Origin of the sequence: Enterococcus sp. AZ095a (assembly GCF_050546735.1) — a bacterium.
GTDB lineage: Bacteria > Bacillota > Bacilli > Lactobacillales > Enterococcaceae > Enterococcus_D > Enterococcus_D entomosocium.
This window is the reverse complement of sequence record NZ_CP172953.1, coordinates 3,014,505-3,038,274: the sequence shown is the minus strand read 5'-3', so window position 1 is coordinate 3,038,274 and position 23,770 is coordinate 3,014,505. Positions and strand designations below refer to the sequence as shown.

The window sequence follows — 23,770 nt, the reverse complement described above, 5'->3', positions numbered from 1 at the left end:
AAAAAACAGCAAAACGCCCGTTGATGGACTTCTAGTGAAGTGCCAACAATGAGCGTTTTTGCTAGTGCAAATAGTGGTCACGTATGCAAAGACTGTTGATACAAGACACAATCATCGCAATCTTTGCGGGTTGGTTTGGCTTGCTGGGGTGTTTCTTTGTGTAATGGCAAAAGCATACGCAATCCGTTTAAGATAACTAAGATCGTGCTTCCTTCATGACCCACGACCCCTAGAGGTAGCGTGAGAAATTCAAGGAAGTTTGAAGCGATCAGCAACAAGATGACACTGATAGAAAAGACGATGTTTTGTTTGATGATCCGCTGTAATTTCTTAGCCAAACGGTGACTGTCGACCAAGCGCAGCAAATCATTTTTCATCAAGACGATGTCCGCCACATCCATTGCGACGTCGGTTCCTTCGCCCATAGCGATCCCTACACTTGCGGTCGCTAAGGCGGGGGCATCATTGATCCCATCACCGACCATCGCATTGATTTGGTAGGTTTCTTTCATTTCTTTGATCCGAGTGGTTTTCTCATCAGGCAGGCAATCACTTTCGTAGTCAGACAAGCCGATTTCTGCTGCGATCACTTTAGCAGTACCTAAATGATCACCCGTCAGCATCGTCGTGTGAATTCCTTGCTTATTGAAGTAGGCAAGACTCTCACGAGCTTCAGGACGGGGCTGATCCAATAGTGCTAAATACCCTGCTAATACACGGTCTCGATTGATATAAATCAAGGTTTTTCCGGCTGCTTTCAATTCTTGGATGCGGGTTTGTTCACTGACAGCAACAGAGGTTAGATCGACTTCTTTTCCAATCGTCCAATGGGCAGCTTGGTAAGTGGTGGCTAGACCGACCCCCGCTTGTTCTTCCACTGCTAATTCCAATGGTCTTTCATCGTGGAAATACGCCAAGATCGCTTCAGCCAATGGGTGATTTGATTGTTTTTCTATCCCAACAATCAGTTGGGGAATAAACGGTTCATCCAACAACAGATGAACATCAGTGACAGCAGGTTTGCCTCGAGTCAGCGTTCCGGTTTTGTCAAAAGCGATCGCTTTGACATTGGCAAAGGCATCCAAGGCTTGTCCGCCTTTGCATAAAACGCCCAAACGAGCAGCGTGAGAAATGGCTGCTAACGTCGCAGGAGTAGCAGAGGCGACTAAGGCACAAGGGGAGGCCACTACTAGTAAGACCATGCCACGATAAAAACTTTCTTGGAACCCCCAATTCGTGAAAAACGTACACAAAACGATCATTAGTGGGACGGCGATCAGGACGATCGGCACATAGATCCGTTCGATTTTTTCGATCAGGGTCGCCGTTTGACTTGGCATTTGCTGCGCTTCTTCCACCAATTGAATGATTTTTGCAAAGCGGGTGTTTTCACTCGTTTGAGTAACTTCAATGTACAATGGCTGCCCAAGGTTGATGGTTCCCCCAAAGACTTCACTGCCTAAACGTTTCTCGACAGGAATGGATTCGCCACTGATGGCCGCCTCATCGACACTGCTGGTTCCTTGGATCACGATACCGTCGATCGGGATCGCACTGCCTTTTGCCACCATAATCGTATCTTTTAACTGAAGGGCTTCGACTGGTACTTCGACGAGCTCCCCAGATTCAATCATTTTTAAGGCAGTCGTTGGTTGCAGTGCCATTAATGAACTAATTTCTCGCGTACTTTTGTTGGTCGTATATTCCTCAAGGGCACCGCTCAAACAAAAGATAAAGGTCAGCATCGCCCCTTCAAACCAATGCCCAATGATACAGGCACCAATGGCGGCTAACGCCATCAGTAGATCGACGTTCAACCGTTTGTCGTGCACCAATTCTTGCGTGCCTTCCCAGGTTTGTTTCCAACCCCCGGCAAGAATCGCTAACAGATAAGGGACAAAGCTATAAGGAATGGAAAAAGATGCCATAAGAAAGCCAGTTGCCATCAATAGCAAACAAGCAATCGTTGAAAAAACAGCCGACGATTCGGATTTACTCATAAGAAACGCCTCCTTTTGAATGTAGTCTAGGAATGAAAAAACCGATCCTTTTCTCAAGAAACAATCGATTGTTCCTCCCTCAACTTGAGCATAGCACATTCGAAAACAAGATGGTAAAAAAACAACGTACCTGATAATGAAAGTGATTATCAAGTAGCGATTAAATAACGCTACTATCCAAATGATAAATGGAAACTCACTATTATAGAAAAAAGAACACAAAAAAAGCAGCACAATAAAAAACGAATTGTACTGCTTTTACTTATTTGATGTAGTAGTCAGCGATTGGATCTCTCAACGCAAACTATACTTTGCTAAGGGAATTTGACGTGCTTCACACCACTCTTTGACAGCGCCAGAAAAAATCAGCTGAACCTTGGTGAGGTCTTTAGTGCTTGTCTGTCCTGCCATTGTGTAGAGCAGCTGCAGCTGTTCCTTCCATGATTGTAAGGTGGCGATGGTTTCTTCTTTGCCTTTTGACAAAAGCAGCACGAGGATCGTGGCGGATAGTCCTACGCTATCCGCACCAAGGCAAAGTGCTTTGAAGATATCGTAAGCATCCCGAACGCCGCCTGAAGCGATGCGGGTAAAGGGCTGTTGGATCTCATTTGCTTCCAGCAAGGAAATCACGGTGGATTGACCAAAGGTGTCTAAATACGCCAATTCACGTTTTTTTCGACGAGCATTTTCGATTTGAGTAAAACTTGTGCCGCCGCTGCCAGCAACATCAATCGTTTGTACGCCGATCGCCAGTAACTGCTGAATCGTTTCACGGGACATCCCAAAGCCGACTTCTTTGACGACAACCGGAACGGCAACGGAAGCAATCGTTTTTTCCAATAAGGACAGCCATTGGCTAAATTGACGATCGCCTTCGGGCATCACTAATTCTTGTGGTGCATTAAGATGGATCTGCAAGGCGTCGGCGCCAAACAGTTCTACGGCCCGTTGTGCATTTTCAACGGGACTGCCCGCACCAATATTGGCTAATAAGAAGCCGTCAGGATTGGCTTTGCGGACGATGCGGAAAGAATCGGCGACACTTGGGTCTTTTAAGGCAGCCGAAACGGAGCCGGTTGCCATCATCAAATCACAGGCTTGCGCGATCTCTGCTAACTCTTGATTGATTTTTAAGGTTTTTTCACTGCCGCCTGTCATGGCATTGATGAAAAAAGGGCTGGAAAATGAGCGGTCAAAGACAGTCGTCGTAATTGCCACATCAGCCACGTCAATTTGCGGAAAGGACTGGTGGACCAAGCGAACTGCATCAAAATCGTTGCTGTGTTCTTTATGAAACGCTTTTGCTAAGGAAACATGTTCATCTTTTCGATTCATGATAGGTCCTCCCGGTAATGGTAAACATGCAGCGGCAATGGGGTGATCTCGGCTTTTTCCCACGCACTCATCAATGGTAAAATACCGGTTTTCTGGTCAACGATCACGATGCCGCAATCGCCACCGCCGGCACCAGAAGATTTGGCTGCGCCACAATAATTTTCTGCTAGATCACAAAGCTTTTTAAGTGCGGGGGTTTCAATCGGTACACCAGTTAGTGCAGACAACTCTCGCAGGAGCTTTCGATTTTCCGTGATCATTTTTTTGATCGTGCGACTGTCTTCATTTAAGAAGCCGTCGATCAATCGATTGACGCAGTCTTTGCTGGCTGCTAAAAAGGCGGCATAGGCGTTTTCTTTTTCTTCTTTGGATTGATAGACTTGATCCACTAAATCAGAAGTAGAGGCAGGAGAGCCTGTCCAACCAATCAATAGTCGAAGCGATTTCGGAACCGTCAAGGGACGGATCGATAATCCTGGCCAATCGAAAGCAATCAATTCTGTTAAGGTATGGTCCTTTTGTTTGGCTAAGACCCAGTCGTGATCGAAGGTTGAAAAAGCGATCCAGCCGCCATAACAAGAGGCCGCAATATCACCGCACGACCCATTGCCTTGAACAGCGAGATGGGCAAGAGCCGCAATTTTGAATTGGGTCAACCGATCCATTTCCATTTGATAGTACAGATTCAATGCTTTGACCGTGGCAACAGTCACGGCACCGCTGGAACCGAGGCCATATTTGCGACCATTCGAGTTATCCAGTTCACTGGTCACTTTTAAATCGTAAAAGGAAAGGGGGATGCCTTTTTCTTGGGCATATTTTTCCGTCAGACGAATGGCTGCCAAAATATAGTGGAAAGGATTATCCCGGTGGTCTAAGACTAATTCGCCTTTGCGACGCGTCCAGCGAATCGGCAGGTCGCTGTATTGGGCAGACTGGATGCTGCCGTTTTTACGGGCCTCTTCCACATTGACTGTAATAAATTGGTCAACGGCAACGATGATTGCAGGATGACCAGGTTCGACAACGGCGTATTCACCAGCAATAAATAGTTTTCCGGGAACGGATAGTTCAATCATTTCGACACTCCTAATCGATGGCTTCTTAATGGCTTCTTAGTTGATGGCAGAAGATTCTTCCACCGGTAAAAAGGCTAATCCTTTGCCCGCGTGAGCAGTTACTAATTGTTCTGAGGCAAAGTGAGCACTTAATTCACGTAAAATCGTTTGTTCTTCTTGTTTTTGGCATAAAACTTTGACATTGGGACCAGCATCCATCGTGAAATAGCAAGCCAATCCTTTTTTTCGCAGCATTCGGACACATTCCATAGCTCGTAAAGATTCAGAAGACCAATAAGTAAAAGGTGGTTCGGCGGCTAAGGTCGTTCCATGCATTTTCAAGGCGTTGGCCTCGGTCGTTTCACCTAAAGCAGTAAAGTCTTTCTCGGCAATCGCTTGTTTCATTTTCACGAGATCAGTTGCGGTGGCAGTAAGCCAACCCGGATAAAAGCTCGAGGTTTCAACGGTTCGGCGCATCCCCTCACGACTGGAAACTTCTTTGGCTTGTGCGTTGATCAAAATAAAGATCATACTCAATTCTTCTTCCCAGCCATTCGACGGCACTTGCGTGGCAAAAGAAGTCTCATCGGTGCCTTGATGCCATTCAGCAAAGCCGCCGTAGATACTCCGACACGCCGAACCAGAACCGCGACGGGCCAAACGGGATAATTCTTGCTCCGACAAGTTTAAGTCCAGTGCTTCACTACAGGCACCCGCCAATGCCGCTAATCCACTGGCAGAAGAGGCAAGTCCGGCAGCGGTTGGAACAAAATTTTGACTTTCCACCGTGGCATACCACGGGCAGTCCGCTTTTTTTCGTACCAGATCCAAAAAGTCCGCAACTTTTTTGGTAGCAACGTCTGTTTGCACCACACCATCCAGCGTAAAGCAATCCTGTGGAAAATCAGGTGAAAAAGCCACCGTTGTTTCTGTGTAAAAAGCATCGAGGGTCAGGGACAAACTATTGTTCATCGGTAAAATGAAAGTTTCATCTTGTTTTCCCCAATACTTGATCAATGCGATATTCGTGTAGGCGCGAGCCTTTCCCTTATACATGTTCATAAACTCCTAATCCTTGTATCCATGCCGCACGAGCGCCATCGGACAATAAAATACGGCTGATATTCTCAGCCTGTTCCTTCGTTTTGGTTAGTGCGATCATACAGCCGCCCCGGCCCCCGCCGGTCAGCTTCGCCCCGTAAGCCCCGTGTGCCAATGCTAAGGAAACCAACTGATCCAGTTGCTGATTGCTGACCCCTAACTGCTGCAGTGCCTGATGGGCATTGTTCATGCTTTCGCCTAATACTTCTAATTGATTGGCTATGATGGCCTCTTTGGCTCTTTTGGTTTCGATCCCTAAACGCTGGATCGCTTGACTAGCCAGCTGCTTGCTGGTTTCAAAAAGATGGGCGACACTTTTGACTGCTTCTCTCGTTTGCCCTTTGATTCCAGTATCAGCGACGAGCAAATAACCGTCGATCGTGAGGGGAAACGAAGTGATGGGATGCCCTTTGATAAAGTAAATGGCATCCGTCCCGCTAGCTGCTGCAGCATCGATCCCGCTAGGATTGCCGTGAGCGATTTTTTCAGAAAAGTTGACATAGGTCATCAATTCTTCTTTTGTAAAGTCTTTTTTGATCCAATCAAAAAAAGCGCGAGTCAGTGCAACAGCGACCGCCGCGCTAGAACCCATTCCCCGTTCAGAAGGGATAGTGCTGACGATGGAGGTTGCAAAAGGACCCGTGTGGAAGTCTTGTTGCAGACGATACAGCAAGTCTTTGACATTTTTTAAGTGGCTGGGGACTTCTTCAAGCAGACCGTGATAGTAACTTGAAATCAAGGTGTTTGTTTCATTTGCTGTAATCTCGACTTGTACTTTTGCTCCCGCAAAAGGGAAAGCAATTGCTGGTTCACCGTAAACAACTGAATGTTCACCCATTAAGATGATTTTTCCTGTAGCTATGCCAGTACCAATTGACATTATTTTCCTCATTTCTCTAGGGAGCTTACCCCACATGATTCATTTATCGTTTGTCAGTCAATTGTAACTATCTCCTGACAAAAACACAATTTAATTAAAGATCCTTTCCTATTTTACTAGAAGAAGGCTCTTTCGTTAAGCATTCCGTATGAGATTTCAAAAAAAAGCAAAAATCTTTAAACTTTTATTGAAAAAATTCTTGATCTGTGCTTCAAAAGTTTCAGTTGACGGCACAAGATATAGTGTTGTATAGTTGATATCGCAAATGCAACATACAATATTTAGTGATGAGTGAGTTGGGGGATATGAGCGTGATCGTATTAGCAGGAACGATTGGTGCCGGTAAATCAAGTTTGACCGCATTGATCGCCAATCATTTTGGCAGTCAAGCCTTTTATGAATCGATCGATGACAATGAAGTGTTACCATTATTTTATGCAGATCCAAATAAATATGCGTTTTTACTGCAAATCTATTTCTTAAATAAACGATTTGAAAGTATCAAGCAAGCCATGAAAGACGACAATAACGTCCTGGACCGTTCCATTTATGAGGATTCACTGTTGTTCCATTTAAATGCGGACCTTGGGCGAGCGACCGATACCGAGGTCAAAGTCTATGATGAATTGTTAGCCAATATGTTAGAAGAGCTGCCGTATGCAGCTCACAAAAAGCATCCAGATCTTTTGGTGCATATTCGCGTTTCTTTTGAAACGATGCTCGAGCGTATTGAAAAACGTGGGCGGGAATATGAGCAGTTGACCTTTGATCCTTCGTTATACGACTACTACAAAGAGTTGAACAAACGCTACGATCAATGGTACGAAGAGTACAATGAGAGTCCAAAGATCCAGATCGATGGCGATCAATTCAATTTTGTCGAAGACCCGCAAGCGGCACAGGCCGTTTTAACGATGGTGGAAGAGGCCTTGAAAGACGCCCGTAAATAAGTAATAGCCGATACAGCCAGGAAAGTCCTTTGATTGGGCTTCTGGCTGTTTTCTTTTATAATAGAAGAAAGCAAGAGTGGAGGATGGATTGTGGAAAACAAACATGTCTTTTATGACGGAAACTATGAATGGATTCAAGTCGACCAACAAGACGCAAAAAGCGTGATGGCACTGCAAAAACAATATCATTTGTCTGACGAGATGCTTACGTACTCTTTAGATAAAAACGAACGCGCGCGGGTCGAATATGATGCCGAAGAGGAAGCATTGCTGCTGGTTTTCAATGTACCTCAGCAAGAAAAGCGTGAAAATCATTTTGAGACCAGCCCGATGACGTTTATTTTAAAAAGGAAGCAACTCTTTACTTTTGCATCCCACAATACCCGTTATGTGATTCCAATGATGGAGCGCTTGATCCTGCAAAACCCGCTGCAAACGCCCATTCATTTTTTGTTTCAAAGCTTGTTCTTGATTTCTGGCACGTTTTTTCCGTTAGTCGAAGAAGTCAATAGTGAGCGGATTCGCTTGAATCAGCGACTACGGGAAAAAACAACCAATAAAAACTTACTGCAAATGTCTGATTTGGAAGTTGGACTGGTTTTTTTAGTGTCTGCCACGAAACAAAATGCGGTCCTCTTGGAGCAAATCAAAGCATTATCCATTTATCGTTTGATGGATGATGATGAGCGGGAACAACTGGATGATGCCTTGATCGAAGCCAAACAGGCAGTGGAAATGACCCAACTGGCATTCCAAATTTTGGAACAATTGTCTGGTACCTACAATAATCTATTAAACAATAACTTGAATGATACCATGAAGTTTTTGACCGTTTGGTCCCTCTTATTGACTGTGCCTTCCATCGTCACCAGTTTCTTTGGCATGAATGTTCCGCTGCCTTTTACCAATAGTATTTTCGGTTGGGGTATTGCCTTGTTGATCAGTTTAGTGTTATCCGTCTGGATGTTGATTGCTTTATGGCGCAGAATTCGTTAGTCGATCACCAAACCTAGACCGGCGGCGATGACCAAGGCTTGTTCTTGATCGACTGTTAGTCCTCGCAAGTGTTCAAAGGACAACGCGATCTTTTGAAATTGATTGGTCCGAAAATCTAAAGTTGCTAATTTTGTGTGAAACCAGTTGCTATTGTTCAACTGGTTTTCTTGTAGCGTCAAGTGTTTCCAATCCATCTCATAAAACTCACTGTCGTTTAGTTGGCACTGACGAAACAGCATCGTCCGTAAATTGGTATTGCTAAAAGAAGCAAAGTTTGCCACGCAATCTTCAAAGGTACAGTCACGGAAATAGCTTTCCGCAAAATTCGTACCAGTCAATTTACACTGTTTAAAGTGAACGCGATGAAAGCTGGCACCAAAACATTCCAGATTAGAAAAATCGCAGTTCTCAAAGAGGACATTTTGACATTCCCATTGACTCAAGCGTGTTTTTTGCATCGTCACTTTCTTGAAATGACATTGCTTCAAGATAAGGTTTTTGCAAGTATCATAGCTATAATCACCGCCTTCGAACAACCCACCTTCGAAAAGCAGTTCTTCTTCTAAATAAAAATCCTGTGGCTCTAATGCCGACAATACGGGCGGTAGTGGCAATACGATTTTTTTCTTCATCAAGATCCCATCCTGTATGTTTTTCTCTCAGTATAACACGGCGAATCGATGCCGCGATAGTTACGAAAAAGCGGTGGGGTATTGTGAAATTTATTCAATCGGTTTGCAGAATGCTTTTATAACAAGGGAAACCTTTGATTTTGAATACATATTTTTTCACAATCTTTTTACTTGCAAGACGAAAATAATTTTGATATAGAAACTTAATCCGCTGAAAGTGACGTATATCAACGAAAAACTGTCACAAATTTTTAAAATCGCGAAAAAGTTGATAGTTTTCAAATTCACAAGCGAGCTATAATGACAATGTAAACAAAAGGAGGAAATTTTCCATGACAAAAACAGTTATTATCGGTGCAAACCACGCGGGGATTGCTGCTGCCAATACACTATTAGATAACTACAAAGACCAAGAGGTCGTAATGATCGACCGTAATACAAACTTAAGCTACCTAGGTTGTGGGACTGCTTTATGGGTTGGACGTCAAATCGATTCATACGAAGGCTTGTTCTATACAAAACGTGAAGATTTTGAAGCAAAAGGTGCAAAAATTCATATGGAAACAGTGGTTGACCATATCGATTTTGAGAAAAAAGAAGTGCATGCTGTAACCAATGACGGTGAAACGATCGTTGAATCTTATGACAAAGTTGTCATCGCAACTGGTTCTGTGCCAATTTCACCAAAAGTACCTGGACGTGATTTGAAAAACATCCATTTCTTGAAAAAATTCCAAGATGGACAAACGGTTGATAAAGAGTTAGCCTCAGAAGACGTGAAAAACGTTGCCGTTATCGGTGCTGGTTACATCGGTGTTGAAATTGCTGAAGCAGCAAAACGCCGTGGTAAAAATGTGTTGCTTTTTGATGCAGCGACACGGGCATTGCCAAACTACTACGACAAATGGTTCACAGAAGATATGGACAAAAACTTAGCTGACAATGGTATTGAATTGCATTTCGGTGAATTAGCACGTGAATACAAAGGAACAGAGAAAGTAGAAGCAGTTGTAACAGACAACGGCGAATACCCAGTTGATCTAGTGATCAATGCGATCGGTTTCTTACCAAACAATGAGCTAGGCAAAGATCATTTGGAATTGTTTGCTAACGGCGCGTACTTAGTGGACCGCCATCAACGGACAAGCGATGCAGATGTTTACGCAGTCGGTGACTGTGCAACTGTGTACTCAAATGCTTTGCAACAAACCACTTATATCGCATTAGCAACGAATGCCGTACGTTCAGGGATCGTCGCTGCCCATAATATCGGCGGAACTTCTTTAGAATCAACAGGTGTTCAAGGATCAAACGGGATTTCGATCTTCGGCTACAACATGGTTTCAACTGGCTTGTCAGTCGAAGCTGCCGAACGTAATGGCATGAAAGTGAAATACTCTGATTACGAAGATACCCAAAAACCAGGCTTCATGAAAGAAAATGCGACGGTTAAAATCCGCATCGTCTATGAAGAAGAATCACGCCGCATCGTTGGTGCACAAATGGCATCACGAACATCTGAAATCGCAATGGGCATCCACATGTTCTCACTAGCGATCGAAGAAGGCGTAACGATCGACAAGATGAAGCTATTAGATATCTTCTTCTTGCCTCACTTCAATCAACCATACAACTACATCACGATGGCTGCGTTGAAAGCAGAATAAGAAACACGAAAGTCGGAGCGTATGCTCCGGCTTTTTTTTTTGAAACAATCATGAAAACTGTTGACAATAAGAGGAAAAAGCAGTATACTATAAAAGTTGAGAAATAAAAGCAGAAGCACCCGCTTCTCGCCTGAGTGAAGATATCGCTGGGCAGAATAGGATTCCTACTATTTATTTGTGTGGAGTACGTGCGGGTTCGTGAAGAACTCGTTTTTTTATTGTCTGATTTCGAATCGACAAGCTTTTCTTTCTCTCAAAAAACTCGGAGGTGAATGACCATAGCAAAGGATATGATGGTAAACGACGGCATTCGTGCACGTGAATTGCGTTTGATTGATCAAAACGGCGAACAACTTGGTGTAAAGAGTAAAGCTGAAGCATTGCAAATTGCAGAACGAGCAAACCTTGATGTGGTATTGGTGGCACCAAATGCTAAGCCGCCAGTAGCAAGAATTATGGATTACGGGAAATTCCGCTTTGAGCAACAGAAAAAAGACCGTGAAGCTCGTAAGAAACAAAAAGTAATCAACATTAAAGAGGTTCGTTTAAGTCCAACGATCGACGTCAATGATTTCAATACAAAATTGCGTAATGCACGTAAATTCCTTGAAAAAGGGGACAAAGTGAAAGCTTCGATCCGTTTCAAAGGCCGTGCCATTACCCATAAAGAAATTGGTCAGAAAGTGTTAGATCGTTTGGCGGAAGAAACTGCTGATTTGGCAACTGTTGAGCAAAAGCCAAAAATGGATGGCCGCAGTATGTTCTTAGTATTAGCACCAAAAAACGATAAATAATGACTCACTGAGTTTCAGTTTAAAGTCAGATAACGAAAGATTTTGAGGAGGAAATTAGTTATGCCAAAACAAAAAACACACCGCGGATTAGCAAAACGCGTAAAACGCACTGGCGGCGGCGGATTGAAACGCTTCCGTGCCTTTACCAGTCACCGTTTCCACGGCAAAACAAAAAAACAACGTCGTCAATTGCGTAAAGCTTCAATGGTTTCAGCTGGCGATTACAAACGTATCCGTCAACAACTAGCACGCATGAAATAATTGCGTAACCCAAGCTTCACGTATACAAACAATTATCGATTTTCATATTAGGAGGAATTATACATGGCACGTGTTAAAGGTGGAACAGTAACTCGTAAACGTCGTAAAAAAGTGCTTAAATTAGCAAAAGGTTACTACGGTTCTAAACACACTCTATTTAAAACAGCAAAAGAACAAGTAATGAATTCATACAACTACGCATACCGCGATCGTCGTCAAAAGAAACGCGACTTCCGCAAATTGTGGATCGCTCGTATCAACGCAGCGGCTCGTATGAATGGCTTAAGCTACTCAAAATTGATGCACGGCTTGAAATTAGCTGAAATCGACATCAACCGCAAAATGTTAGCTGACTTGGCTGTAAACGATGCAACAGCATTTACTGCATTAGCTGACCAAGCAAAAGACGCTTTAAACAAATAATCAATCGTTGGCAACAACGTTAGCCCCGCTCTTTGAGCGGGGTTTTTTTGTTTTTCTCGATGACCGAGGAATGGTTTCTCACTATCTTTCATACGTTTCTTTCCATTAAGCGAAAAATAGATTATACTTTTGAAAGCGGTTATTTTATTTATCTCACGACTTTTCCACGAACACTGCAGCAAAAGGAGCTTACGATGGCGATTGATTTATGGCGGCATTTTAAAAAAGGATTGACGGTATATATTGGGATTGGAATTGCGGTCTCATTTTTGAGTGCCGCGAATGTCTTTTATTTTCAAAAATTACTCGATTCATTTGGCAAGACATTTGATTGGTCAGTTATTTTTATCTATGGGTTAACGCTTGTACTGGTACCGCTTTTGTCCTATCTCGAGCAGAAACCCAAAACGAAATTGCACAACAGCATGTATTTCTATCTCAAAGAACAAGCTTTAGTGAAAATCAGCAAGATTACCTATTCTGAATACTTGCAGATTGGCTCTGGAGCACTCTTACAGAAAACTGAAGCGGGAGCAGCGGCGGGTAGAAATATCCATTTGAATTTTTATGGACGCTTGTTTAAAGAATTGCTTCCCGAAACACTGTTTAACTTAGCTTTTATTGCTATGATCGATAAAAGGTTGATTCCAGCGATCCTTGTGGGCTATCTAATGGTGTTTATCGTGACCAATTTGCTTTTGAAAGTTTTACGCTCTCTCAAAGAACATGTGCTAGTTTCAGAAGAAGCCATGAACAGCACCTTTATCCGCGGATTAACGGAAATGGTCACGTTTCGGATCAATAAACGGTTTGAAAAAGAGATCGCACAATATAAAAATATGTCTGCTGATACAACAGAACGTTTGACGAAAATGACGATGATCCATGAGTTTTTCTTTGGTTTTTTTGCAGTTTTAGTCGCATTGATCAAAGTCGCAATTGTGGTATTGGCATTTACAAATCAGATTACGGTCAGCTTGGGTGGTTTAGCAGCATTGATTATTTATGTGGATCGAATCTACACGCCTGTTGCAATATTTAACGTGATTTTTGTTCAATACAGCTTAGATAAAGTTGCCTTTGCACGGTTAAATGAATTTTTCTATCTGCCAGAGGACAAAGCATTAACACAAGGAGATGCATTGTCTGAAACCATCAACTACATCACAGTTAAGGATCTATCCGTCATACTTCAAGAAAAGAAAATCTTAACCGATAGCACACTGGAGCTGAAGCGGGGAGTGATTTATGGGTTAGTAGGAGAAAGCGGCGCAGGAAAATCAACGCTGGTCAAAACGATTTTAGGCTTGTATCAGCCGACGACCGGTGCAGTTCTGATCAATCACAAAAATTTGGCTGCTTACAACTTAAATGATTACTATCAGCATGTCTTTTATCTATCGCAAGATGCGCCAATATTCCAAGGAACGCTGAAAGAAAATATCATTTTTGATAAGGAAATCGCAGACGAGGAAATCATAGCGGTATTAGAAAAATGTCAATTAGGCGCATTCTATCAGGCACTCAAGGGAGGACTGTCTGCTGAAATTGGAGAAAAAGGAGCCAACCTTTCTGGTGGGGAAAAACAGCGGATCGCTTTTGCCCGATTGTTTTTCACAAACGCAGAAGTCATTGTCCTTGATGAAGCCACCTCTGCTTTAGACGAAACAACAGAAGAAAAGCTTTTTGCAGCGATCAAAGACCAATTGAAAAATAAACTAGTCATTATGATCACCCATCGCCCGAAAAATTTGATTTATGCGGATGAGATCATTGAATTGAAAAAAACACAGGTTGAAGCGGCTTCATCATAAAAGCAGCTTCAACCTGTGTTTTGATCAGCGCATCAGTAAATGCGGCAGTGTACTAAGCCATGCAAGCATGCCGACAATCAAGGCAAAGACCAAGACGATGACTGTTTTTGAGAGGAAATCTTTTTTGATGTCCCGCTTTTTCCTAATGGCATCGAGGTCTTGATTTTCCATGAAGGCAACGATCTCTTTATACGTTTTGATATTTTGGGTTTTCTTGATTTTTTCGATCTTCAATGCGGCATACATGGAGACGAGCCAAAAACATAGAGGCGGGGCAATCCACCAGTGTCCTGGTAAAAAGAGAGCAGGCCCAACAGATAATGCGGCCAACAATGTAAAGACCAACATTATTTTCGTGTAGTGATCCATTGCTGTTTTCTCAATCGTTTCTTTCATTTGTTCAACATCCCCTTTGACTAATTCATCTAAAGAAACATCAAATAGAACACTGAGCAATAATAAGTTGTGAACATCAGGATAACTTTTTTCATTCTCCCAATTTGAGATCGTTTGTCGGGAGACATAGAGTTTTTCTGCCAGCCCTTCCTGAGAGAGACTTAATCGTTCCCGATGTTTTTTTATTTGTTTGCTTAAGTTCATTTTATCCGCTCCTTCTACCATTAGTGTAGGACAATGTCTGCGTTCTAACGATCAAATGTCTTTGACAATGCCTTGAAATCAAGTGTCAAAATGTTTTTACAGTTGGGTTTATGCTTTTTACACAGCAGTACAGCGTCGATTTTCTTCAACGAATAAGCGACAGTCAGCTTTCTTATTGTTTTTTTTAGAAGCACCTGCTGGTTTCTTAATAAAGAAAATGATGAAGAGTCTGTGCTGATTTTTAATGTTTGTCTTTATCTATTATTCATTAATTTCGCAAAGATGGGAAGAGGAGAAAACAACTAAGCGTGTGAAAGATTCATTTTTCCATTAGTGGATCTTTAAAGGTACCTGTGTGTTGAAATGGAGCCATTCAGAAGACACCTCTGTTTGTTGGTTTTGTTTTAGAAGAAAATCGACTGTTGGTAAGCATATCTCCCCATAAAAACGTCTGCTTTGTGCTATACTGAGGCTTTGTAAAAATAAGTTTGTACAAGCAAGCAGCAACGGTTTTTTCATTGATTGCTTGCAAGAAGGAGCGTATACGCAGTGAAAAAACTAAAGGTTCAAGATTTAATTGCAGTAGGGATCTATACAGCGATCTATTTTCTTTTAATGAGCGTCTGTCTATTGATTTTGCGTTTTGTGATCCCAGGTTTTCATAATTTATTTATTCCAGCAGTCACCGCTTTGTTTTCTGGCATTATCTATCTGATTTTATTGAATAAAGTACCGAAATTTGGCGCAATCACCATTATGGGTACCGTGGTAGGGCTCTTTTTTTTGATTTCAGGACATTTTCCATTGGCCTTTTTACCCAATATGCTTTGTGCCTTAGTAGCTGATTTGATTCAATACAAAACAAAGCTCAAAGAGAACGTTCGCGTAATGGCGAGTTATATCGTCTTTAGTTTTGGCTTGATGGGCCCGATCTTGCCCCTGTGGTTTATGAAAAATGCCTATATCGATTCATTAGTGGCTCGCGGAAAAGATGAAACCTACATTGCCGGAGTGTTTGCTCATACCTCCAATGTGATGTTAGGGCTTTGTGCATTGGCCGTTTTGATTGGTGCGGTGGTTGGTTTAGGCATTGGCAGCCGCTTGATGGAAAAACATTTTCAACCAACGATCCAATCGCATAAAGGGTGAGGAATGTGTCGAAAACAAGGTTTGATCCCCGCAGCAAATTGGCGGTGATTCTCTTTGCTAGTTTTACTATGATGGTGTCCATTAGCTGGATCGATGAGTTTGTCTTTGTCACGTTCTTGCTGCTGCTATTTTTAGTCAGCGGCTTTTGGAAAAAAGGCCTGATGTTCTATGGCGTGTTTGTCTTGCTGACACTGGCAGATAGTTTTTTGTTTCGCCAAGGAAACCACCTACTGATCGTGTTGCTGGATTTCTTTTCCGTCGGTTATCGCCGCTTATTGCCAACGATCATGGCGGCGGCTTTTGCCATTAGTGGGACGAAGAACAGTGAGTGGATGGCGGCGTTGCAAAAAATGCACGTGCCCAATGTATTATTAGTCCCGTTGGCAGTCTTATTTCGTTTTTTTCCCACATTGGTACAAGATTTCAAAAGTATTCGCCAAGCGATGCGCTTTCGCGGCATCTCGCTGTCCGCAGGATCGATCTTGCTTCATCCGCTGCAAAGTGCGGAGTATTTTTTGATCCCATTACTGATGTCGGCTGAAAAGACCGCAACCGAACTGTCGGCTACGGCCCTCGTTCGCGGGCTAGCATCAGAAAATCCCCATACCACCGTCCACGAACTGAAGCTGCGCTGGTGGGATGGCTTGGTCTTTTTAGCATTAGGCGGCTTTATCGTGAAAAGGATGTGGCTTGGATGATCAGATTAGAACAAGTGTCAGTGAAGCGAGAAAATCGAACCGTATTATCTGAGCTCTCTTTGACGGTCGCAGCTGGGGAAGTCATCGTTTTGTGTGGCGCTAGTGGCAGCGGCAAATCGACCCTGCTCAATGTTTTGAATGGCTTGATCCCTGAGCTGTATCCTGCCGAAGTGCAAGGGAAGATCCGTGTCGGAGAAACAGACTTGCCAGTTGCCGATTTCTCCCATTATGCCCAGACGATCGGTGTTGTCTTTCAAAACCCCAAGACCCAATTTTTCACCACGGATGTCTATTCGGAGTTGGCTTTTTCAATGGAAAATGCGGGCGTCGCGCCAGAAAACATTCGACAGCGAATCACCGAAGTAGCGCAGCAGTTTTCCTTGACCCCGTTGCTTGATGCTAGTGTCTTTGACCTTTCTGGTGGGGAGAAACAGCTGATTGCTCTCGCTGCAGCCACGATGTTGCCCCATGATGTGTTCCTATTGGATGAGCCTTCCAGCAATTTGGATCAAGAAGCGATCCAAAAGTTGACTCAAGGATTGGCTTCTTTAAAACAACAAGGGAAAACCATTGTGATCGCCGAACACCGCTTGGCGTATTTGGCGCCACTGGCAGACCGCTTTTGCTTATTAGAAGCAGGGCGGTTGCGGGCGTCCTATCCAGCAGATCAGCTGTTGTCACTGCCGGAGGAGGCAATTCACGAGTTAGGATTGCGAAAAGTAGGTGAGGTGACATTGGCAGCCCAGCACTGCCGAGAATCTTTGCCAGAAAAATCTGGATTAACGGCAACGCATCTGCAGATCAAGCAATCAAAACGCTCGGCAAACAGCAGAAATTGGGCGCTCAACTTGCCTGAACTACAACTGCCGATGAAGCAAGCTGTGGGGATCGTTGGACCAAATGGTGCTGGCAAAAGTACGTTGGTGCAAGTCCTGTCAGGATTGAAAAAATGCCCAGAAGCAGTATTTGCCATCAATGGACAAAAGCGAACCCAAAAGCAGCTGCTGCAGGAAAGTTTTCTTGTGATGCAGGATGTCAACTTGCAACTGTTTTTTGAAACGGTGGAAAAAGAGTTGCTGATCAAAGCCCAAAACCCAGCTCGCTTTGAAGAAATTGTCTCATTGTTGCACTTAACACCACTCCTTGCCCGTCATCCACAAAGCTTGTCGGGTGGGGAAAAACAACGAGTTGCGATTGGCAGTGCCTTGCTTTCTGGCAAACGTTTGTTGTTTTTCGATGAACCAACGAGTGGATTAGATTTGCAGCAAATGGAGGAAGTCGCAAAACTACTGCGAATAGTTGCCAAAGAAGTTGATTTATTAGCCGTGATCAGTCATGATCGTGAGTTTTTAGCTGAAACATGTCCTTACATGATTCAACTCGAAAAAGGAGAACTTGTTGGCACGTATCAGTTGGCAAAAAATATGGAATAACTGAAAGACGGAGTGAACCTTGGTTCATGCCGTCTTTTTTTGGTCGAACATGAAAAAATCTTCATGTTTTTTTCTTTCAATCAGTTAGGAAGTTTTGAAAAAATCCGTTATGATAGAAGCAAAACCAGAGGAGGAGCGCATATGACTTTGAAGATCTTGCTAGTAGAAGACGAAGAAAGTTTAGCCAGTTTTATCCAGTCCGAATTGACTTTTGAGGGATATGGCACGGTCTGGGCCAAAGATGGGCAAGAGGCATTGACCTTGTTCAATCAGCAAGCAAATGCTTTTGATCTGATTTTATTGGATTGGATGCTGCCAATCTATGATGGCATCACAGTGGCGCGGCGGATACGCAAAGAAAGCGACATCCCGATTTTGATGATGACCGCCAGAAATCAAACCGCCGATGTGGTGACGGGGCTTGATGTTGGGTTAGATGATTATTTAACGAAACCTTTTGAAATCGAAGAACTGTTTGCCAGAATTCGCGTGATCGAGCGGCGGCTGCAAAGAGAAGCCCAACAACAAAAGAACCAGCAAAACCAATTAGTGGCGGGGGAGTTGATGATGGACATCGCCAAGCACTTGGTTCAAATTGCTGGAGAGACCATCGAATTGACGCCCAAAGAGTTTGGGATTTTATATGAATTGATGAAAGAACCCGAGGTCGTCAAAACCAGAGATGACCTATTGAATGAGATTTGGGGTTATGAATACGACGGTCAAACAAATGTTGTAGATGTCTATATCCGTACACTGCGGAACAAGCTGGATGTTTGCGGCAAAGGCAAAATGATCGCAACCGTTCGAGGATTAGGCTATGTCTTGAGGACCGACCATGAAGAATAAGTCAGTCAACCAACGTAGAAAAACAGCCCAGTTTCAATTGACGAGCCGCTTTTCCTTGATACTCTTTGGTCTGCTGATTCTCTTCAATCTGCTGTTTATTTTATTATCCGTAGGTTATTTGTTTGAGCATATCGAAAATCGTGCCAGCAACATTCTTGAAGCCATCGAAAAAGGCGAGGCATCAGGGGATACCTGGGACACTCTCGTCAATGCCTATGTTTCGGCAGATGAAGAAGACGCCCTGCAAGTGATCTTAGCCGATGGCAGTGTCGTTTCATCAGAAGATGCGGAAGAGATTTTTGCCGATATCAATCAAGGACGAGTGATGCCATTTCTCGAAGACATCGTTTTTACAGAGGATGGCATCTATTACACGAAAACCCAAGAAGTCGATGGGGATCAGGTGACGATCGCTATCAATGGGGAGGATAGTGTGGAATTAGCCTATGGTCTCTTTATGATCAGCAGTTTCTTGAATCTGATCGCTGTTGTGATTGGCAGCCTGCTGATTTATTGGAGTGTCGGGAAATGGAGTCAGAAACTTACCGGCATGGCGCAAGAAATTGCTGCCATTGAACAAAGCCGACAAGGAGAATTGTCAGTGTCTGAAGAACCCATCGAGATTCGTTCGGTGGCCTTGGCTTTCAATAAATTGTTGAAAGAACAGCGTGAGACGATCGAACGGGAAAAACGATTCGTTGCCGATGCTTCCCATGAGCTGCGAACACCTTTAGCTGCGATTCGCGGACATGTCCAATTGATCCAGCGGCGTGGAACCAAACATCCCGAAGTCATTCCTTCCTCAATGGCGTTTATCGACAAAGAGTCGAAGCGTTTGGAAACATTGAGCAATCAATTGTTGGACCTAGAAAAAAATCAATCCCCAGATGAAATGACCCTTGTTGATGTTTCCCAGATCGTCCGAGAAGAGTGTGAAAAACAAGCGACGATCGTTCCGCAATCGATTGAATATTTTGTGGAGAACCAATGTATGAAACGTGGGCATAAGCGTGACTTCCAGCAAATCATCCAAAACCTGTTAGAAAATGCCGCGAAGTATTCGCCTGCTGATCAGCCGATTCATGTGACCTTGACACAAGAGCAGAGACAGATGTCTTTGACCGTCGCCGATTTTGGCATTGGGATTCCCGATGACAAGAAAGCCTTGATTTTCGAACGGTTCTATCGAGTAGAAGATTCTCGTTCCAGCCAGATTGCTGGTTCAGGCATCGGGCTTTCATTGGTAAAACAGCTGGCAGACAAGTATCATGCCAAAATTACCGTGACAGACAATCAACCGCAAGGCAGTATCTTTAAACTTGCCTTTCCAAATGAAAGAGAAAGATGAAGATTTTTTTAGATTTTCTTCAAGCATTTTTGATTCTTTTTCATGAGGAACTTGTTATTCTAAATATATAGAAAAAAGGAATACACAAACAATTGGAGGAATGAAACATGAAAAAAACAACTATTTTATTCGGAATTGCCGCATTAGGATTACTGGCAGGATGTACACAAAACAACACTGGAAATTCAGAACCTGCGCAAAACAGCAGCTCAAGCACAGCAGTTGCCTCATCAAGTGAAACAACGTCGTCACAAGCAACAGACAGCTCTTCAAGCAGTGCAGCGATCGCCAACGGCGGCTTACCTACGGTGACCGTAAAAGAAGCGATCCAAATATTCCAAGACAAATACCCAGATGCAGCGATCACTTCGATTGATTTGGATACTTCTTTTGGCAATTACTTCTACCAAGTAGAAGGCGTGGATGACACGAATGAGTTTGAATTAAAGATCGATTCAGAAACCAAAGAAACTTCTGAAGAAAGAACGGAAAAATTGGATGCCGATGAACAAAACGGTGTCAAAAAAGATGCCGATCAATTGGACCTAACCAACTTGCTTTCATTGGAAGAAATTTCTGATATCGCCGTGAAAGAAGCTGGCGGTGGTCAAGCAACAGATTGGTCATTAGACAAAGAAATGAATGTAACCTATTGGGAAGTAAAAGTAGAAGATGGCAACAAACAAACAGATGTGAAAATCAATGCCCAAACAGGTGAAGTACTAGAAACCGAATTAGATGACTAATCCTGTTTCGCAGTAAAAAAGATAAGCCGCTATCGTCTATGCGCAAAAGACGATAACGGCTTATTTCTTTACGTATGCTGTTTGACTTCAGTTAACGGTTTGACGCGACCACCAATTTTATCTGCAAATGCTTCGGACTGCTTCCGATCTTCAAAGACCCATAACTTGTCTGGAATTTTTTCACGAGTGCGACGACCATCTTTGCCAATGTAACCATGCAAAACTTTAATCACGTACATCGCCATCATCCTTCCCTGAAATTACTTTTGATTATACGAAAGCCGTTTCAAAAAGCAAGGATTTTGACTTAAATGAGTGATCAGAATTGATTATTCCCCTGACAGGGCAGCATAATCAGCAAATCGTTGATGGATTTCAGGAAAACTACGCTTCAGCTGCACGATGCGATTGGTCTCTTTTGCTAAAAAACAATGCTTTGAAGTCCCCGTCGTTGCCAACTGACCATCACTAGTTTTGTAGATCTCATAGCGAAAATCCAAACGCGTGCCAGTATATTTGTCGACCAAAACATCGATTCGCACCTCATCTTCGTAACGAATCATCGTTTTGTATTGCGCACTGACTTCCAGCACGGGAACGATCAAGCCCGCTTCTTCGATGGTATGATACGGTAAATCCAAAAACGCGAGTAATTCCACGCGGGCCTCTTCAAACCAGCGGATATAATTGGCGTGATGGATGATCGCCATTTGATCGGTCTCATAGTAGTGTGGTTGACGGATATAGCCTGAATATAAAGACATAAAAACAGCTCCTTTCATAGAAACAAAACCTTCGTTATTCAGCATAACGCAAAAAGAAAGAAAAGCAAACAGAAGGAGAACTTCTTTGCGTTGATCACTAGAGAAAACGCTACTGGAAAGCAGCGGAGTGAAAAAGACAGTGAAACACCTTGACTTTTTCATAACTTTCTTGTAGTTTATAGATAATATCAAAAATCAGTGAAGGATCGAGTACTTTATTCTATTCCTTAAAAGAGAAAACTGCCCCGGCTGAAAGCAGTTTAGGACGTGTAAAGGAAAGACAATCTGGAGATGAACAGAAGAAAAGCTGTTCCGTGACCGAGCGTTAATCGAGAGGAGAAGAACATTTCTCGAATTTAGGTGGTACCGCGTGTAATCAAAACTCGCCCTTGTATAAAAAAACAAGGGCGAGTTTTTTGCTGTGAATCACTATGATTGGCTTGCGGAGCAAGACAGAATAGATGATGAACAGTACTAGGCGACCACAGGGAGCGTAGTAACCATACTAGGAATCACTGGGATTGGCTTGCGGAGCAAGACAGAATAGATGATGAACAGTACTAGGCGACCACAGGGAGCGTAGTAACCATACTAGGAATCACTGGGGTTGGCTTGCGGAGCAAGACAGAATAGATGATGAACAGTACTAGGCGACCTAGGGAGCGTAGTAACCATACTAGGAATCACTGGGGTTGGCTTGCGGAGCAAGACAGAATAGATGATGAACAGTACTAGGCGACCCTAGGGAGCGTAATAACCGTACTAGGAATCACTGGGATTGTCTTTTGGAGCAAGACAGAATAGATGATGACCAGCAGCAACCAACCACTAAAAGCGCAATAACCCAAAAGCCAAACACGAGAACAACCCACCCACATCAATGAGCAACAAGCAATAGGTGAATAAGCAAACAAGCAATGAAAGCAAAGAACATGGGCAACCATGAAACAAATAGGAGGATGCATACGATGAGTTACCAACGTCCAAAAGGAACCAACGATATTTTGCCAGGAGAATCCGAAAAATGGCAATTTGTGGAAGAAACAGCACGTTTAGTGTTTCGCGATTACCAATTCAACGAAATTCGGACACCGATTTTTGAGCACTTTGAAGTGATCGCCCGCAGTGTCGGGGACACAACGGATATCGTTTCAAAAGAAATGTATGATTTCTACGATAAAGGAGAGCGTCATGTGACGTTGCGTCCAGAAGGCACCGCACCGATCGCTCGTTCTTATGTCGAAAACAAACTATTCGGACCAGAACATACGAAGCCTTATAAAGTGTTTTACATGGGACCAATGTTCCGTTATGAACGTCCGCAAAAAGGCCGTTTGCGTCAATTCCACCAAATCGGTGTCGAAGTTTTCGGTTCAGCAAATCCAGCGACCGATGTTGAGACAATGGCGATGGCAATGGATTTTTATCGTCAATTAGGACTGAGTCAATTGCGCTTGGTCATCAATTCATTAGGTGACAAAGAGACACGCCAAAACTATCGTCAAGCGTTGATCGATTATCTAGCGCCCCATGAAGCGGAGCTTAGTGAGGATTCAAAACGCCGCTTGCATGAGAATCCTTTGCGGGTCCTTGACAGCAAAGACAAGCGAGACCAAAAATTTGTGGCAGATGCGCCATCGATCTTAGACTACTTAACGCCAGATGCCAAGGCACATTTTGAAACCGTAACGAGTATGCTGGATGCGTTGGAGATCCCTTATGAGGTCGATTCGAATATGGTGCGTGGTCTGGATTATTATACCCACACGATTTTTGAGATCATGAGTGATGCACCAAAAATGGGGGCGCAAGCCACCATCTGTGCCGGCGGTCGTTACAATCATTTAGTGGAAGAGCTAGGTGGACCAGAAACACCTGGTTTTGGTTTTGCTTTGGGGATCGAACGTTTATTGATCACTATGGAAGCCGAAGAAGTTGTGATTCCTGCTTTGAATGAGTTAGATGCGTATGTGGTTGGTCTGGGACAAGAAACCAATTTAGAAGCGCTGAAAGTCGTGCAAGCGATCCGTAATTTCGGCTTTTCTGCCGATCGTGATTTCATGGATCGTAAAGCCAAAGCCCAGTTCAAATCTGCTGATAAACAAGGGGCACGGTTGGTTCTGACTCTAGGCGAAACAGAATTAGCAGAACAAGTGATCAATATCAAATCCATGGCAAGCCGTGAAGAAAAACAATTTCCGTTAGCGGATCTTTATGCCCGCTTCGATGAGATCTACGATGAAATGACAACCAAAATGTTTGAGTGAGGAGA

General features: G+C 43.4%; 23 protein-coding genes and 2 other annotated features. Of the genes, 14 read left to right on the top strand and 9 right to left on the bottom strand.

The features are described 5' to 3' along the window. Nucleotides 1–77 precede the first annotated feature (77 nt). From IGJ26_RS13945 to mvk, 5 genes are all read right to left on the bottom strand, one after another. Nucleotides 78–2,000 carry a heavy metal translocating P-type ATPase gene (locus IGJ26_RS13945; protein WP_430599696.1) on the bottom strand — a complete coding sequence of 641 codons (1,923 nt, stop codon included), beginning with the start codon at nucleotides 1,998–2,000 and terminating at the stop codon, nucleotides 78–80. 294 nt (nucleotides 2,001–2,294) lie between these two features. Next, the gene (fni, locus tag IGJ26_RS13940; protein ID WP_074536710.1) at nucleotides 2,295–3,335 is read right to left on the bottom strand and encodes a type 2 isopentenyl-diphosphate Delta-isomerase; all 1,041 of its coding nucleotides are present in this window, start codon (nucleotides 3,333–3,335) and stop codon (nucleotides 2,295–2,297) included. Continuing rightward, nucleotides 3,332–4,414: a phosphomevalonate kinase gene (locus tag IGJ26_RS13935; RefSeq protein ID WP_005233792.1), complete on the bottom strand. Its 1,083-nt coding sequence runs from the start codon at nucleotides 4,412–4,414 to the stop codon at nucleotides 3,332–3,334. Before IGJ26_RS13935 ends, fni begins: the two co-directional genes overlap by 4 nt. Before the next feature lie 36 nt (nucleotides 4,415–4,450). Next, complete coding sequence (mvaD, locus tag IGJ26_RS13930) at nucleotides 4,451–5,449, bottom strand: diphosphomevalonate decarboxylase (protein WP_034878304.1); 999 nt, start codon at nucleotides 5,447–5,449, stop codon at nucleotides 4,451–4,453. Next, complete coding sequence (gene mvk, locus IGJ26_RS13925; protein ID WP_175445295.1) at nucleotides 5,442–6,374, bottom strand: mevalonate kinase; 933 nt, start codon at nucleotides 6,372–6,374, stop codon at nucleotides 5,442–5,444. Before mvk ends, mvaD begins: the two co-directional genes overlap by 8 nt. A 305-nt stretch (nucleotides 6,375–6,679) precedes the next feature. Here mvk and IGJ26_RS13920 point away from each other — a divergent pair, with 305 nt between their 5' ends. Together IGJ26_RS13920 and IGJ26_RS13915 are read left to right on the top strand one after the other, a co-directional pair. Next, on the top strand, nucleotides 6,680–7,324 hold the full coding sequence (locus IGJ26_RS13920) for a deoxynucleoside kinase (RefSeq protein WP_008379503.1): 645 nt from the start codon (nucleotides 6,680–6,682) through the stop codon (nucleotides 7,322–7,324). A 90-nt stretch (nucleotides 7,325–7,414) separates the two neighbouring features. Continuing rightward, a complete protein-coding gene (locus IGJ26_RS13915; protein WP_008379505.1) occupies nucleotides 7,415–8,320 on the top strand; it encodes a magnesium transporter CorA family protein in 906 nt (301 codons plus the stop codon). Here the strand turns inward: IGJ26_RS13915 and IGJ26_RS13910 are convergent. After that, nucleotides 8,317–8,952, bottom strand: coding sequence for a pentapeptide repeat-containing protein (locus IGJ26_RS13910; RefSeq protein ID WP_074536712.1), 636 nt, complete (start codon nucleotides 8,950–8,952; stop codon nucleotides 8,317–8,319). The genes IGJ26_RS13915 and IGJ26_RS13910 overlap by 4 nt on opposite strands. Nucleotides 8,953–9,284: 332 nt before the next feature. Between IGJ26_RS13910 and nox the strand changes: the two genes are divergently transcribed. The 5 genes from nox (at nucleotide 9,285) to IGJ26_RS13885 (ending at nucleotide 13,911) form a co-directional block, all read left to right on the top strand. Next, nucleotides 9,285–10,619 (top strand): H2O-forming NADH oxidase, encoded by a 1,335-nt coding sequence (gene nox, locus IGJ26_RS13905; protein WP_061053308.1) that lies wholly within the window; start codon nucleotides 9,285–9,287, stop codon nucleotides 10,617–10,619. Nucleotides 10,620–10,720: 101 nt separating this feature from the next. Further along, nucleotides 10,721–10,844, top strand: a sequence feature (ribosomal protein L20 leader region). A gap of 47 nt (nucleotides 10,845–10,891) precedes the next feature. Beyond that, nucleotides 10,892–11,413, top strand: coding sequence for a translation initiation factor IF-3 (infC, locus tag IGJ26_RS13900; protein WP_005228103.1), 522 nt, complete (start codon nucleotides 10,892–10,894; stop codon nucleotides 11,411–11,413). A 60-nt stretch (nucleotides 11,414–11,473) separates the two neighbouring features. After that, nucleotides 11,474–11,674: a 50S ribosomal protein L35 gene (gene rpmI, locus IGJ26_RS13895; protein WP_003128650.1), complete on the top strand. Its 201-nt coding sequence runs from the start codon at nucleotides 11,474–11,476 to the stop codon at nucleotides 11,672–11,674. Nucleotides 11,675–11,737: 63 nt separating this feature from the next. Further along, a complete protein-coding gene (gene rplT, locus IGJ26_RS13890) occupies nucleotides 11,738–12,097 on the top strand; it encodes a 50S ribosomal protein L20 (RefSeq protein WP_003128653.1) in 360 nt (119 codons plus the stop codon). Nucleotides 12,098–12,291: 194 nt separating this feature from the next. Then, complete coding sequence (locus IGJ26_RS13885; protein ID WP_142968531.1) at nucleotides 12,292–13,911, top strand: ABC transporter ATP-binding protein; 1,620 nt, start codon at nucleotides 12,292–12,294, stop codon at nucleotides 13,909–13,911. Between the two features lie 24 nt (nucleotides 13,912–13,935). On the opposite strand, the gene IGJ26_RS13880 is transcribed toward IGJ26_RS13885, so the two are convergent. Continuing rightward, nucleotides 13,936–14,511, bottom strand: a complete 576-nt coding sequence (locus IGJ26_RS13880; protein WP_034872143.1) for a helix-turn-helix transcriptional regulator — start codon at nucleotides 14,509–14,511, stop codon at nucleotides 13,936–13,938. Nucleotides 14,512–15,060: 549 nt separating this feature from the next. Here IGJ26_RS13880 and IGJ26_RS13875 point away from each other — a divergent pair. From IGJ26_RS13875 to IGJ26_RS13850, 6 genes are all read left to right on the top strand, one after another. Next, a complete protein-coding gene (locus tag IGJ26_RS13875) occupies nucleotides 15,061–15,660 on the top strand; it encodes an MptD family putative ECF transporter S component (RefSeq protein WP_016612887.1) in 600 nt (199 codons plus the stop codon). Continuing rightward, nucleotides 15,657–16,358, top strand: coding sequence for an energy-coupling factor transporter transmembrane component T (locus IGJ26_RS13870; RefSeq protein WP_005233872.1), 702 nt, complete (start codon nucleotides 15,657–15,659; stop codon nucleotides 16,356–16,358). The genes IGJ26_RS13875 and IGJ26_RS13870 overlap by 4 nt, the downstream gene beginning before the upstream one ends. Beyond that, a complete protein-coding gene (locus IGJ26_RS13865) occupies nucleotides 16,355–17,791 on the top strand; it encodes an ABC transporter ATP-binding protein (protein ID WP_074536796.1) in 1,437 nt (478 codons plus the stop codon). The genes IGJ26_RS13870 and IGJ26_RS13865 overlap by 4 nt, the downstream gene beginning before the upstream one ends. A 141-nt stretch (nucleotides 17,792–17,932) precedes the next feature. Continuing rightward, complete coding sequence (locus IGJ26_RS13860; protein WP_074536795.1) at nucleotides 17,933–18,640, top strand: response regulator transcription factor; 708 nt, start codon at nucleotides 17,933–17,935, stop codon at nucleotides 18,638–18,640. Next, nucleotides 18,630–19,988 carry a sensor histidine kinase gene (locus IGJ26_RS13855; protein WP_074536794.1) on the top strand — a complete coding sequence of 453 codons (1,359 nt, stop codon included), beginning with the start codon at nucleotides 18,630–18,632 and terminating at the stop codon, nucleotides 19,986–19,988. The genes IGJ26_RS13860 and IGJ26_RS13855 overlap by 11 nt, the downstream gene beginning before the upstream one ends. Before the next feature lie 107 nt (nucleotides 19,989–20,095). Then, the gene (locus IGJ26_RS13850; protein ID WP_074536793.1) at nucleotides 20,096–20,734 is read left to right on the top strand and encodes a PepSY domain-containing protein; all 639 of its coding nucleotides are present in this window, start codon (nucleotides 20,096–20,098) and stop codon (nucleotides 20,732–20,734) included. Between the two features lie 68 nt (nucleotides 20,735–20,802). On the opposite strand, the gene IGJ26_RS13845 is transcribed toward IGJ26_RS13850, so the two are convergent. Together IGJ26_RS13845 and IGJ26_RS13840 are read right to left on the bottom strand one after the other, a co-directional pair. Beyond that, on the bottom strand, nucleotides 20,803–20,973 hold the full coding sequence (locus IGJ26_RS13845) for a hypothetical protein (protein WP_008379536.1): 171 nt from the start codon (nucleotides 20,971–20,973) through the stop codon (nucleotides 20,803–20,805). 90 nt (nucleotides 20,974–21,063) lie between these two features. Next, on the bottom strand, nucleotides 21,064–21,498 hold the full coding sequence (locus tag IGJ26_RS13840; protein ID WP_008379539.1) for an acyl-CoA thioesterase: 435 nt from the start codon (nucleotides 21,496–21,498) through the stop codon (nucleotides 21,064–21,066). Between the two features lie 189 nt (nucleotides 21,499–21,687). Next, nucleotides 21,688–21,892, top strand: a binding site (T-box leader). Nucleotides 21,893–22,466: 574 nt separating this feature from the next. Here IGJ26_RS13840 and hisS point away from each other — a divergent pair. Continuing rightward, nucleotides 22,467–23,765, top strand: coding sequence for a histidine--tRNA ligase (gene hisS, locus IGJ26_RS13835; RefSeq protein WP_034872142.1), 1,299 nt, complete (start codon nucleotides 22,467–22,469; stop codon nucleotides 23,763–23,765). The last annotated feature ends 5 nt before the right edge of the window (nucleotides 23,766–23,770 follow it).

Coding starts and splice junctions, on each gene's coding strand:
- infC (WP_005228103.1), top strand. CDS start 10,892: ATGACCATAGCAAAGGATATGATGGTAAACGACGGCATTCGTGCACGT.
- IGJ26_RS13840 (WP_008379539.1), bottom strand. CDS start 21,498: ATGTCTTTATATTCAGGCTATATCCGTCAACCACACTACTATGAGACC.
- IGJ26_RS13845 (WP_008379536.1), bottom strand. CDS start 20,973: ATGTACGTGATTAAAGTTTTGCATGGTTACATTGGCAAAGATGGTCGT.
- IGJ26_RS13885 (WP_142968531.1), top strand. CDS start 12,292: ATGGCGATTGATTTATGGCGGCATTTTAAAAAAGGATTGACGGTATAT.
- mvaD (WP_034878304.1), bottom strand. CDS start 5,449: ATGTATAAGGGAAAGGCTCGCGCCTACACGAATATCGCATTGATCAAG.
- IGJ26_RS13910 (WP_074536712.1), bottom strand. CDS start 8,952: ATGAAGAAAAAAATCGTATTGCCACTACCGCCCGTATTGTCGGCATTA.
- mvk (WP_175445295.1), bottom strand. CDS start 6,374: ATGTCAATTGGTACTGGCATAGCTACAGGAAAAATCATCTTAATGGGT.
- IGJ26_RS13855 (WP_074536794.1), top strand. CDS start 18,630: ATGAAGAATAAGTCAGTCAACCAACGTAGAAAAACAGCCCAGTTTCAA.
- rplT (WP_003128653.1), top strand. CDS start 11,738: ATGGCACGTGTTAAAGGTGGAACAGTAACTCGTAAACGTCGTAAAAAA.
- rpmI (WP_003128650.1), top strand. CDS start 11,474: ATGCCAAAACAAAAAACACACCGCGGATTAGCAAAACGCGTAAAACGC.
- IGJ26_RS13935 (WP_005233792.1), bottom strand. CDS start 4,414: ATGATTGAACTATCCGTTCCCGGAAAACTATTTATTGCTGGTGAATAC.
- IGJ26_RS13865 (WP_074536796.1), top strand. CDS start 16,355: ATGATCAGATTAGAACAAGTGTCAGTGAAGCGAGAAAATCGAACCGTA.
- IGJ26_RS13860 (WP_074536795.1), top strand. CDS start 17,933: ATGACTTTGAAGATCTTGCTAGTAGAAGACGAAGAAAGTTTAGCCAGT.
- IGJ26_RS13880 (WP_034872143.1), bottom strand. CDS start 14,511: ATGAACTTAAGCAAACAAATAAAAAAACATCGGGAACGATTAAGTCTC.
- fni (WP_074536710.1), bottom strand. CDS start 3,335: ATGAATCGAAAAGATGAACATGTTTCCTTAGCAAAAGCGTTTCATAAA.
- IGJ26_RS13920 (WP_008379503.1), top strand. CDS start 6,680: ATGAGCGTGATCGTATTAGCAGGAACGATTGGTGCCGGTAAATCAAGT.
- IGJ26_RS13850 (WP_074536793.1), top strand. CDS start 20,096: ATGAAAAAAACAACTATTTTATTCGGAATTGCCGCATTAGGATTACTG.
- hisS (WP_034872142.1), top strand. CDS start 22,467: ATGAGTTACCAACGTCCAAAAGGAACCAACGATATTTTGCCAGGAGAA.
- IGJ26_RS13945 (WP_430599696.1), bottom strand. CDS start 2,000: ATGAGTAAATCCGAATCGTCGGCTGTTTTTTCAACGATTGCTTGTTTG.
- nox (WP_061053308.1), top strand. CDS start 9,285: ATGACAAAAACAGTTATTATCGGTGCAAACCACGCGGGGATTGCTGCT.